Annotated in this window: 11 protein-coding genes and 1 pseudogene; 5 read left to right on the forward strand and 7 right to left on the reverse strand. The window is 36.4% G+C overall.

Features of this window, described 5'->3' with window-relative positions:
- Positions 1–151: 151 nt before the first annotated feature.
- The 5 genes from FYC62_RS01975 to FYC62_RS02000 all read right to left on the reverse strand — a co-directional run bounded on the left by FYC62_RS01975 (position 152) and on the right by FYC62_RS02000 (position 5,817).
- Positions 152–475, reverse strand: a complete 324-nt coding sequence (locus FYC62_RS01975; protein WP_039450458.1) for a type II toxin-antitoxin system PemK/MazF family toxin — start codon at positions 473–475, stop codon at positions 152–154.
- Positions 466–711 carry an AbrB/MazE/SpoVT family DNA-binding domain-containing protein gene (locus FYC62_RS01980; RefSeq protein WP_039450462.1) on the reverse strand — a complete coding sequence of 82 codons (246 nt, stop codon included), beginning with the start codon at positions 709–711 and terminating at the stop codon, positions 466–468. The genes FYC62_RS01975 and FYC62_RS01980 overlap by 10 nt, the downstream gene beginning before the upstream one ends.
- Positions 712–1,195: 484 nt before the next feature.
- Positions 1,196–1,594 carry a hypothetical protein gene (locus tag FYC62_RS01990; RefSeq protein ID WP_052177066.1) on the reverse strand — a complete coding sequence of 133 codons (399 nt, stop codon included), beginning with the start codon at positions 1,592–1,594 and terminating at the stop codon, positions 1,196–1,198.
- Positions 1,595–1,604: 10 nt separating this feature from the next.
- Entirely contained in the window at positions 1,605–2,330 is a 726-nt protein-coding gene (locus FYC62_RS01995; protein WP_039455209.1) for a superoxide dismutase, read from the reverse strand.
- Positions 2,331–3,576: 1,246 nt separating this feature from the next.
- Positions 3,577–5,817: a sodium-translocating pyrophosphatase gene (locus FYC62_RS02000; RefSeq protein WP_149073725.1), complete on the reverse strand. Its 2,241-nt coding sequence runs from the start codon at positions 5,815–5,817 to the stop codon at positions 3,577–3,579.
- Positions 5,818–6,205: 388 nt separating this feature from the next.
- On the opposite strand from FYC62_RS02000, the pseudogene FYC62_RS02005 reads away from it, so the two are divergent.
- From FYC62_RS02005 to FYC62_RS02025, 5 genes and pseudogenes are all read left to right on the forward strand, one after another.
- A pseudogene (locus FYC62_RS02005) lies at positions 6,206–7,587 on the forward strand (APC family permease).
- Between the two features lie 14 nt (positions 7,588–7,601).
- A complete protein-coding gene (locus FYC62_RS02010; RefSeq protein WP_149073726.1) occupies positions 7,602–8,315 on the forward strand; it encodes a TlpA family protein disulfide reductase in 714 nt (237 codons plus the stop codon).
- An 85-nt stretch (positions 8,316–8,400) separates the two neighbouring features.
- Entirely contained in the window at positions 8,401–9,273 is an 873-nt protein-coding gene (locus FYC62_RS02015; protein ID WP_149073727.1) for a carbon-nitrogen hydrolase, read from the forward strand.
- A gap of 46 nt (positions 9,274–9,319) precedes the next feature.
- Entirely contained in the window at positions 9,320–9,673 is a 354-nt protein-coding gene (locus tag FYC62_RS02020) for a four helix bundle protein (protein WP_149073728.1), read from the forward strand.
- Complete coding sequence (locus tag FYC62_RS02025) at positions 9,670–10,806, forward strand: agmatine deiminase family protein (protein WP_149073729.1); 1,137 nt, start codon at positions 9,670–9,672, stop codon at positions 10,804–10,806. Before FYC62_RS02020 ends, FYC62_RS02025 begins: the two co-directional genes overlap by 4 nt.
- A gap of 162 nt (positions 10,807–10,968) precedes the next feature.
- Here the strand turns inward: FYC62_RS02025 and FYC62_RS02030 are convergent, their stop codons facing one another.
- Complete coding sequence (locus FYC62_RS02030; protein ID WP_149073730.1) at positions 10,969–11,775, reverse strand: M48 family metallopeptidase; 807 nt, start codon at positions 11,773–11,775, stop codon at positions 10,969–10,971.
- Positions 11,776–11,791: 16 nt separating this feature from the next.
- On the reverse strand, positions 11,792–12,433 hold the full coding sequence (gene plsY / locus FYC62_RS02035; RefSeq protein WP_039449562.1) for a glycerol-3-phosphate 1-O-acyltransferase PlsY: 642 nt from the start codon (positions 12,431–12,433) through the stop codon (positions 11,792–11,794).
- Positions 12,434–12,481: the final 48 nt, after the last annotated feature.

Consider the following 12,481-nt stretch of genomic DNA (forward strand, 5'->3'; position numbering starts at 1 on the left):
CTCTTGTTGTTTAAAGAGAAATGGTTTCTTTCTGAAATCATAGGAAGAGGTTTTTGAGAAATTTAACGTTTTGCAGATTTAACTATAGGAACATTATCTTCCTATATCATCTTAAAAAAAGAATAAAGTCAGACGCGTTAAAAGATTTCTTTTAGTCAACAAATGTTTCTCTAATGACACGTTTACATTCGAGTATTTCCTTTTCTGTAAGCGAACCAAACTTTTTTACAATACGAATTTTATCTATTGTTCTTATTTGATCAAATACAATCCAACCTTCTTGACCATTGTGTTTAACTTTTACTCTGGTTGGGTAGTTTCTGCTTGTAGAAGTCATTGGTGCAATAACAACAGTTCTTAGATTGTCATTAATTTCATTTGGTGAGATAATTACACAAGGTCGTGTTTTTTGTATTTCACTACCCAAAGTTGGGTCGAGATTAACCAAAACTATTTGGTACTGTTTTACTTCCATTCGTCGAAGTTTTCATCTTCAAAAACATCATTCATTAGGAGCTGGTCATCACCATTTTCATGCATTTTTTGGAATGCTTTATTCCAGCCTTTACGAGGTTCAGAAATTGGGCGCAAAATGATTTGTCCTTTTTCAAGGATTAATTCTATTTTATCAGTGATGTTATACCTCTCTAAAATGGTTTTGGTTAATCTAAGTCCCTTTGAATTTCCTATTTTAATGATTGAAACTTCCATAACTATTATTTATGTAATTACAAAGTTATTACAAATAGTTCTATTCACAAAGTTTTTGAGACTAACATTTTGCTAATTACCTTTTACAGCTAATGCTTACATCTGTGTCTGAGATGGTGCAACTAGTCTATGTTTTGTGTAAGGGGTACAGACGGACTGGAAGAAACCGGAACGTAAAAGGAAAAACCTGATACGATTAGGAGTAGATGCCGACCATGCTTATGCATGGAGCAGGACAAGAAAAGGAGGATGGCGAATAGCCCAAAGCCCAATCCTTAATACGACCATAACTATTAAACGGTTAAAGCAAAAAGGCTACATACCCATGCTAGAGATTTATTCAAAACTCAACCCATCAGTTTACGAACCGCCGTATACGAGAACCGTACAGCCTGTCCCGATTTTTCATCGGGATACGGTGGTGTGAGAGGCGCACTCTGTCAGGTTTCTGGCAGAGCCGTCTACTCGATTATGTGCATACCCTTTATTTCGCTTTATCTTTCCTGTGAAATCTATATCCTAAACCAATTGACCAAACCCATTCGTCTGTGCTGTCGAAATGGAAAAATGGTGCAATTAAAGCGAAGTTTTTATAGTCAATTCGAGGGGCAACTCCAAGTTTAGCACCTGTCTTTCCGTTCTTTATGTAGAAAGATGGTAAAGCACCAACACCAAGTTTCCAATTGTTATTCAGTCTTAACATTAGGCTTGGACCACCTACATTAAATGCGTAAAAGTCTTTACCTACTGCAAATCCTAACATACCTTCTAAACCAATATCCCATTTTGGATTTTCTTCTATTTTTTTCTCTTGTTCTTGGGCATAAGTTAATGTTGAAATTAGAAATGCTATGCCTAATATTATCGTTCTTTTAAAATTCATTCTTTCTTGTTTATTTCGTAAGTTTTAGGGCATTTTCTAATCTGTAAGCTGAATTGTCCCAATTGATAATGTTAAAAAGATTGTCCACAAAGTCAGCTCTTTTGTTTTTGTATTTGAGGTAGTAAGAATGTTCCCAAACGTCAATTACGAGCAACGGAATAACTCCCCACTGCGTCAATTTTTCGTGGTTTTCACATTGTAAAATTGTCAACTTGTCGGTGTAAGGTTGATAGCCTAAAATTCCCCAACCATTTCCGTCAACGTCTTTGGAAGTCTTGGCGAGATACATTTTCAGTTTGTCGTAACTGCCAAAATCTTTTTCAATACGTTTGAGCAAGTCGCCTTTTGGGTCGCTCTTTTTGTTTGTGAGGTTAGTCCAAAATATGGAATGAAGTATATGCGATGAAAGATGAAAAGCCAATTTCTTTGTCCAAAAGTCAACGGTTTCAAGGTTATTGTCGTCCAATGCCTTTCTAATCATCTGCTGGTCTTTGTTTGCCCCTTTTACTGCTCCACCGTGATGAAAGGTATAATGCAAATGCAAAGTTTCTTCGTCCATATATGGCTCCAAATGATTATTTGTATAAGCCAAAGGTTGATGAATAAAGTTGCCGTCCTTGTCAACCAACTTGTCAATAGTGTTCTCGGTCAGGTTTTGGGCAAATGCCGAAGCGGTCGGAACAAGTGTCGCTCCGCCAAGTATAAGTCCTGTTTTTAGAAAATCTTTTCTGTCCATTTTTTATATGTTTAATGTTTGCACTGTCGTCTTTTAGGGTTGCACATAACTTATATATATGTATAGTTTTACTTCCGTAATACACCCAATATTGGGTGTATTACGGAAGTTTTTATTTCTTTTATTTGATAGCTTCATTCTTTTAATAAATCGTAAAAATGACTTTTTATATTTTATTTTAATAAACAAATAGCTGTTATAGCATAAGGCATATTCCCTCTAAATTCAGGATTTTATGAAAGTTAAATGTTGATTTTCTCTTCGGCACTATAATCAAAAGGTAGATTTAACTTTAGCGATAAAGATATAGAATTAATACAAAAATTCACGAAACTATAGCAAAATTATATACCCTAAACCACCAACTTTTATTAATAAACTGGCTTGGTAGCGGTATTAATTTTCATTTGCTTTGGTGAAAAAAAACTTTTCAGACAGATAATGGCTGTATACCTTTTTATTTCATAAGAGTTTTGTGTGCTTCTAAGATTTGCCCACATCTATCAGTTTCCTTTATCCACTCCCTCAAATCAGCATCTAACCAAGTTAGTATTTCCAATATATCTTGTCTATAAAAATGATTCAGAAATAGCAATATTAGCTTTAAAATGTAGGAGAGCTTTGTCTAAATCGTTATAATGTGCTAACAAATAAGGTTTTACTTTATCTTCTGAAAGTATTTTTATTAGTAACCTAGCTCGGTTCATAAAAATTATTTACATTTGTATTGTAGTCCCGGTCAATCCTCTCCCAGATATCTTATGCTGGTGATGTAGCCGGGTTCTTTTTTTACATAGAATTTTCTATCGTTCGCTAAATTTTTTGCATCAACATTCTTATGTAGTGTTTTATAGGTAATAAACGCCTTCACATTTTAAAATCTTGATATTTTAGGTAGATTTAACTTTAGCGATAAAGATATAGAATTAAATCAAAAATTCACAAAACTGTAAGAACAAGAAATTACCCCAAACCCACCAAACCTGTGTAAACTAAACCGGGGCGGCAGCGGTATCTTTTTGCCTTCGGTAATTTTTTGTGATATGATTACTTTATGGCAAAAAATTTAGCAAAGCACCGGATTGGCGGTTCAAAACTGTGATGCTATTGCTTTCAAAAATTCAAAAGTGAAAATTCAAAAGTGAAAATTCAAAAGTAAAAATTACAAAGGTGTAGAAATCTTATTCCAAACAAAAAGAGGATGCCTTATTAAGAACATCCTCTTTTCTGAAATTATTTATAACAATTACTTCTGCTTAAACCTATCAGCCATGCCAGGTTTTGCACAGCATGCTTTTACTTCGCCACTTTTCATAGCGGTTTGGCAATGCTCTGTTTTGGCTTTAACCTGTACTGTTGGTTGGGTAGCGTTAACGGCTATGTATGGTGCTATCACCAAAGATACAATAGACATTAATTTGATTAAGATGTTCATAGATGGGCCAGAGGTATCTTTAAAAGGATCGCCCACGGTATCTCCAGTTACTGAAGCTTTATGTGGTTCTGATTTTTTGTAATACATCTCGCCATTAATTAAAACACCTTTCTCGAAAGATTTTTTAGCGTTATCCCATGCACCACCTGCGTTAGATTGGAAAATACCCATTAACACACCAGATACAGTTACACCGGCTAACAAACCTCCTAATACTTCTGGTCCGAAGACGAAACCTACCAAAACTGGGGTAACCAATGCGATAGCACCTGGTAACATCATTTCGCGGATAGAGGCTTTGGTAGATATGGCAACGCATTTTTCATACTCGGGCTTGGCTTTATATTCCATAATGCCTGGTATTTCGCGGAATTGTCTGCGTACTTCTTGCACCATATCCATAGCGGCTCTTCCTACAGCTTGTATACATAGGGCAGAGAAGATGAAAGGAATCATCCCACCAACAAATAAACCAGCTAAAACTGGTGCTTTGTAAATATCTATAGCATCTATACCCGCTATGCCCACAAAAGCTGCAAAAAGCGCTAATGAGGTAAGTGCGGCAGAAGCAATAGCAAAGCCTTTTCCGGTTGCTGCGGTGGTATTACCTACGGCATCTAAATTATCAGTACGCTCACGTACTTCTGGAGGTAATTGGCTCATTTCTGCTATACCACCAGCGTTATCAGCAATTGGTCCGAAGGCATCAATAGCTAATTGCATGGCTGTAGTAGCCATCATACCGGCAGCTGCAATTGCTACACCATATAAACCAGCGAAGTAATAAGATGTCATGATACCAGCTGCTAATACCAAAATTGGGATTACGGTAGATTTCATACCTACTGATAAACCAGCGATGATATTGGTTGCATGTCCGGTTGACGATTGTTGTACAATAGAGTCTACCGGAGCTTTACCCATAGCAGTGTAATATTCGGTAACGATACTCATGATAGTACCTACCACTAAACCTACAATGATGGCGTAAAATACATTGATGCTAGAAAAATCGTAACCTCTTAAGCTTAGGGTTTCTGGTAACATCCACATCACAATAAAATAAGAAGCTATTCCGGTTATCACAATAGATGACCAATTACCTAAGTTTAAGGCGTTTTGTACGTTTGAATTTTCATCTTTAATGGTTACAAACCAAGTTCCAATGATAGAGAAGATAATACCTAAACCACAAATGACCATAGGTAATAATATGGGAGACATGCCACCGAAATTATCTTTAACAATGATTTCTTGTCCTAATACCATGGTTGCTAAGATAGTTGCTACGTAAGAGCCAAATAAATCTGCACCCATACCAGCAACATCACCCACGTTATCGCCTACGTTATCTGCAATGGTTGCGGGGTTACGTACATCGTCTTCGGGGATTCCGGCTTCTACTTTACCAACTAAATCTGCACCAACATCGGCAGCTTTGGTATAAATACCACCACCAACACGGGCAAAAAGCGCAATAGATTCTGCACCTAAAGAGAAACCTGTTAGCACTTCAATAGCGGTTTTTACGGTATGCTCACCTAAATCAGCAAAAATAGAAAGGAAAATGATGAATAAGCCTCCTAAACCTAAAACTGCTAAGCCAGCAACGCCTAAACCCATTACGGTACCACCTGTAAAAGAAACTTTTAAAGCTTGTTTTAAGCTAGTACGGGCAGCATGTGTTGTTCTTACGTTTGCTTTTGTAGCTACACGCATACCTATATAACCTGCTGTTGCAGAAAAAACTGCACCAATAACAAAGGCTATAGAAATGATCCAGCTAGAGTGTATTTCTTTTCCGTTAACTTCATGTATAGAGCCCGAGTATGCTAAAAGAATACCTGCAAATAATACGAAGATGCTTAATACTCTCCACTCGGCTTTTAAGAATGCCATAGCACCGTCTGCTATGTAGCCTGCAAGTTCGGTCATTTTTTCATCTCCTGATGGTTGTTTAGATACCCAAATGGATTTGGTAATCATCACGAGGATACCAATAAGTCCTAATATTGGTACAACATAAATTAAATTAGTTTGTAAGAAGTCCATACATGTAATCGCTTTTTTTTAAATGGTTTATAATTGTGTTATTTCAAATTTAGCAGGGTATTTCATAAAAGCAAATTTTTAAGAATAATATTATGTTTCAGGAGCTTAGTTTTTGGTTTTTTTAATGAGGTTTAGTTTTTTGATGAGCTGATGGATTGTGGCAGTTAAGTTTAATGTTCAAAGGAACTTCCTAAATATCTGCCATTAGGGGGCTTTCCATTTAATACTCTTAACTGCTGACATCGGTCATCAGACTTTATACTTTCAACTTTCCACTATCATTAAATAAAATCAATTATATTTAAAATATAATTAATTAAACATGCAAGAAACCACCATGAAAAGAGAGCTAGGGCTGCTAGACTCTACAATGATAGTAGCCGGCTCTATGATAGGCTCAGGGATATTTTTAGTAAGTTCTGATATTGCCAGACAAGTTGGTTCTCCGGGTATTATCCTTTTAATTTGGCTTATTACAGGTATTATTACCTTGATAGCAGCTTTAAGTTACGGGGAATTGGCTGGTATGATGCCGCAAGCAGGTGGTCAATATGTTTATTTAAAAGAAGCTTATAATCCCATGATAGGTTTTCTCTTCGGGTGGACGGTTTTTACGGTTATTCAAACCGGAATTATAGCAGCCGTAGCCATTGCGTTTGCCAAATATACGGCAGAGATTATTCCCTTTTTCGATCAGAAAAATATCTTATTCAGTTTAGGAGGCTTTAGTTTAAATCATACACAATTGCTAGCCATTGTCATGATATGCTTTTTAACTTTTATAAACCTACAAGGAGTAAAAAGTGCAAAGTTGGTACAAACAATTTTTACCATTGCTAAGCTTTTAGCTTTGTTAGGGCTCATTATAGCAGGTATTTATGTTGGTTTAAATAGTGAAGCTTTCTTTTCTAATTTGGATAATTTTTGGGCTCCTTACCAAACAAAAGTGAACGAGGATGGAACAATTTCTACCGAATTGCTTGGTGGTGTTTTACTTTTTGGTGCTATGGGCGCTGCTATGGTAGGTTCTTTATTTTCATCAGATACTTGGAATAACATCACCTATATAGCTGGTGAAGTAAAAATCCTGAAAAGAATATTCCGCTGAGTTTACTGTTTGGAACTTTAATCGTAACCATATTATATATCTTGGCTAATGTGGCTTATTTGATGCTATTGCCTGTAAGTGGTTCGCCAGATGGGGCTACGGTTTTAGAGCGTGGAATCATGTTTGCCTCACAAGATAGGGTAGGTACAGCTGCGGCTTCGGTCATTTTTGGAAGTGCAGCAGCAGCTATCATGGCCTTATTAATTATGGTATCTACTTTTGGTTGCAATAATGGTTTAATACTTTCTGGTGCTAGATTATATTATGCTATGGCTCAAGATGGGGTATTTTTCAAAAGAGCAGCAACTTTAAATAAAAAGGATGTACCGGGTTTTGCCCTTATTCTACAAGCTTTTTGGGCAGCTTTATTATGTTTATCAGGTACTTATGGTCAACTGTTAGATTATAGCGTTTTCTCTGCTTTACTATTTTATATTGTTACCATTGCTGGGATATTTATTTTAAGGATAAAAAGACCAGATTGGAAAAGACCTTACAAAGCTTTTGGTTATCCTTTTTTACCTGCGCTATATATACTTTTAGCTTCTGCTATTTGTATTGATTTATTGATTTACAAACCAGATACCTGCGGCTGGGGTTTAGGAATAGTTGTTTTAGGAATTCCAGTTTATTATGTTTGGAAATATTTTGATAAAAAATAAACAAAACCTAACCTATGAAAAAAAAATTATTAATTGTAGCGATAGCTTTTGCTAACGCTAAAGGATTTGCGCAAACCGAAACACCAAAAACTAATGCGCCTGCTGTTACCAGAGAAATTATTGTAGTAGATTCTACAGGCATGCCTTATTCTACAGAATATTGGAATAAAGCAGTAAAATCAGGTAAATATAAATTAGAGCGCATGTATGAGATGGGGCAGCAACCCAAATTTTTACTGAAGCAGCGAACAGAGGAAGAACTAGATGAGAGGTTAGAGAAATCTCTAAGACCCCGCTTAAGTACTTGTTTTAAAGATGGAGACACCTTTAAATATTCTAATTTAACAGATATCACAGGTAAGAAAATAGCTGCTAAAGATTTAGTAGGGAAGATATTGGTTATCAATTTTTGGTTTATCGCTTGTCCGCCTTGCAGGCAAGAAATACCAGAGTTGAATGATTTGGTTAAGAAATTTGCCAATGAAAAGGATGTAGTTTTTATAGCCATTGCTTTAGATAAAGCTGAGCAAATAGAAAACTTCCTAAAACTAATTCCTTTTAATTATAGCCAAGTTCCGGATGCGAGGTATTATGCTGAGAAATTTGGCGTTACTCAATATCCCACCCACGTTATTATAGATAGAAGCGCTAAAGTAAGTTATCATGCTGTAGGCGGTGGTGCGGTTAATACTTATTGGTTAAAGAAAACCATCAAAGGCTTATTATAATTCTCATCTTGATATCATCTATGATATAATCTCATCATAATCCATACATAATTGTTAATTTTGCCGCCTGTTAATAATCTGTGGAATGAATAAAAATGTAAAAGTGGGTATGGTACAGATGTCTTGCACTTCAAATAAGCAAGAAAATCTAGATAAAGCCATCCAAAAAGTTAGAGAAGCTGCAGCAAAAGGCGCTCAAATTATTTGTTTACAAGAACTTTTTACGTCCCTATATTTTTGTGATGTAGAAGATTATGATAATTTCAAACTGGCAGAAAGCATTCCAGGGCCTTCTACAGATGCCTTGCAAAAAGTAGCTGCCGAGCTTGGTGTGGTTATCATAGCTTCTTTATTTGAGAAAAGAGCAGAAGGTTTATACCATAATACAACAGCAGTTTTAGATGCAGATGGTGCTTATTTAGGTAAATACCGTAAAATGCATATTCCGGATGACCCTGGCTTTTACGAGAAATTTTATTTTACTCCTGGAGATTTAGGTTACAAAGTTTTCAAAACCAAATTTGCTACTATTGGAGTTTTAATCTGTTGGGATCAATGGTATCCAGAAGCGGCTAGGATTACCGCTTTAATGGGAGCAGAAATTTTATTTTACCCTACCGCAATTGGTTGGGCTAATACCCAAGACGAAGCAACTAATACCGAGCAATATAACGCTTGGCAAACCATACAACGTTCTCATGCTGTAGCTAATGGTGTACATGTGGTAAGTGTAAACAGGGTAGGTGAAGAAGCTGGTTTAAGATTTTGGGGAGGTTCTTTTATCTCTAACCCTTTCGGGAGCTTAATTTATAAAGCTTCACATGATGATGAAGAAATTATTGTAGAAGAATTAGATTTGGCAAAATCAGATAATTACAGAACACATTGGCCTTTCTTACGCGACAGAAGAATTGATTCTTACCAACCCATTGTGAAAAGGTATATTGATGAAGATTGATAAGTCTGAAGTCTGATGACCGTTGACCGCAGTCTAAAATATTTTTATGGCATTTAAATTCGAAAGTCTTAAAGTTTGGCAAAAAGCCATCGACTTGTCGGTAGCTATTGATTTACTTACAAAATCTTTTCCTAAAGAAGAATTGTATATCCTAACCTCACAAATGAAAAGAGCTTGTGATTCAATTTCTTTGAATATAGCCGAGGGAAGTACAAACCAATCTAATGCAGAGTTTGCAAGATTTTTATCATATGCTATTCGTTCAAATATAGAGGTTGTCAGTTGTCTTCACTTAGCAATAAAAAGAGAGATTATGAATCAAGGTGATTTTGATTCTATTTATAAACAGTGTGAAGAGATTCATGCTATGCTTATTGCATTAAAGAAATCATTAAAATGAAATATTCAGCAAGCCAGCAGACCGATAATAGCAAACTGTCGACTCAAGGTGACAATACAAGTGTCCCAACCAATCAGCGGACAGCGGACGGCAGACTTTCAACTCACTTGAAAGGCTACTCTTTCCCACCAGAGTGGGCGCCACATGAAGCAACATGGCTTTCTTGGCCGCATAAGGAAGCAAGTTGGCCGGGTAAAATAGATATGATTTATCCTAGATATGCGGAGTTTATCAAATATTTAGCGCTTTCTGAAAAAGTTAGAATAAATGTAAAAGACGAAGCAATGAAAGCTTTTGCGTTAAAGCATATTGAGGCCGCTGGGGCTGATTTATCGCAAATAGAGTTTTATTTTAATCCTAGTAACGATGCTTGGTGCCGAGATCATGGTCCGGCTTTCTTGATAAACCCAAATGCGGCTCAAAAGAAAGTTATTGTTGATTGGGGATTTAATGCTTGGGGTGGTAAATATCCTCCTTTTGATTTGGATGATGTTATCCCAACTAAAATAGCCGAGCATTTTAATATTCCTGTTTATCATCCTGGTATCATTATGGAAGGTGGCTCAGTAGAATTTAATGGTGCTGGCACTATCTTAACTTCTAGAAGTTGCTTGTTAAATGAGAATAGAAATCCACATCTTAACCAAGAACAAATAGAACAATACCTAAAAGATTATTATGGTGCCCAGCAAATTTTATGGGTTAGCGATGGTATAGTTGGGGATGATACCGACGGACATATTGATGATACAGTAAGATTCGTGAATGAAAATACCGTTTTAACTGTTGTTGAGGATAATCCGGAAGATGAAAACTACGAACTCTTGCAAACCAATTTAAGAGAATTGAAAGAGATGCGTTTACTAAATGGAGATGCACTTAATATCATAGAATTGCCTATGCCAGATGCTGTTATTTTTGAAGATACGCGTTTACCTGCCTCATATGCTAATTTTTATATCAGCAATGGCCATGTGATAGTACCAACTTACCGTTGCGATAAAGATAAAATTGCTTTAGAAATTATAGCTAAATGCTTTCCTGATAGAGAAACTATTGGGATAGATTCAACAGATATCATTTGGGGGCTGGGAAGTTTCCATTGTTTAAGTCAGCAAGAGCCCTTGGTTTAAGATTAACTCACAAAAAAAAAGAGGCTGTCTCAAATTACCATTTTGTGTCAGGCTGAGCGGAGTCGAAGCCTTTTCTAAGCGTATCAGAGAACATTTCGACTCCGCTCAATGTGACAAATACTATTTTTGAGACAACCTCTTTTTTTATAGTTAGGATATTCTTTACTTTCTGTAATAAGCTGCTGCTTCTGGCAGATATTTTTTAATATCATTAATACGGGTAGCATCACTTGGGTGGGTGCTTAAAAATTCAGGTGGTTTTTGACCATTACTTTTAGCAGCCATTCTTTGCCAAAAATCTATAGCGCTAGCAGGGTCATATCCGGCCATAGCCATAAAAGTTAAGCCCAATCTATCAGCTTCAGATTCTTGTCTTCTAGAGTTTGGTAATAAAACTCCGGCTTGTGCGCCAATACCAAAAACTTGTTGAAAAACACCGTATCCGGCTTCTGATTTTGTTACGGCAGCACCTGCTAAGGTACCTAAGCCTTGCGCAATCATGGTTTGCGAGTAACGTTCGCTAGAATGTTTCGCAATAGCATGAGCAATTTCATGCCCCATAACGGTAGCTAAACCAGCATCTGTTAAAGTAACAGGTAAAATGCCTGTGTAAACAGCTACTTTACCACCTGGCATACACCAAGCATTAATATCAGGACTTTGAACTAGGTTAAATTCCCATTGAAAGCCAGCAATTTGGTTTCCATAACCATTATCATTCATGTATTTGGTTACGGCGGCTGCTATTTTATTCCCAATGTCTTTAACTTTTCTGCTTTCTGCGGTGTTGTTAATAACTCTGTTTTTTGGGTCAGATAGGAATTCGCGGTAGCCTTGTGCCGCCATTTGATTCATTTCAGTATCGCTTACCAAATTTGCTTGTCTTCTTCCTGTTAAAGGAACTGTAGAACAAGCGGTAAAAAGCGCTGTTAATGCAGCTACAGATAAAATTTTGATGGTTTTGTTCATAAATAATGAATAAAAATTACTTTTTCTTGAACAGATTAACTTTGGATTCTCTGCCTCGTAATAGGCGTTCTATGTTTTTCTGATGTGTAACCAGTATCAACACACAAATACACATCCCGTAAATAACAATGGCTTTAACAGATACCTGATATACGAAAATAACACTCAAAGGGAAGGTAAAACCTGCCGAAATAGAACTTAATGATACGTATTTACTCACTAAAAGTACAACTGTAAAAACCAGAACACAAAGCAATGCTGCTGGCAGGTGAACGGCTAAAATCATACCAAAGAGGGTTGCAATACCTTTACCGCCTCTAAAACCTGCGAAAACAGGAAAAAGATGTCCCATTACAGCAACTATACCTAAAGCTAATTGGTAATTAACATATTGTACAGAATGCTCTGGTCCGGTTACAGATAGTCCAATAAAAAAGGCAAGATTTGTGGCTGTCCAGCCTTTAAGTATATCGATAATCATGACAGGAATACCTGCTTTTTTACCTAATACCCTAAAAGTATTGGTAGCGCCAGCATTACCACTGCCATATTCTCTAACGTCTATCCCATAAAAAGCCTGCCCTATCCAAACTGCAGAGGGGATAGAACCAAAAAGATAAGCTAATAATATTGCTCCTATAGAGTATATTGATATCATGTATATGCAATTATATTAAATAGCTTTTTCTTTCTTGTATAAAAATGA

It is taken from the genome of Pedobacter aquae, assembly GCF_008195825.1.
Lineage (GTDB): Bacteria > Bacteroidota > Bacteroidia > Sphingobacteriales > Sphingobacteriaceae > Pseudopedobacter > Pseudopedobacter aquae.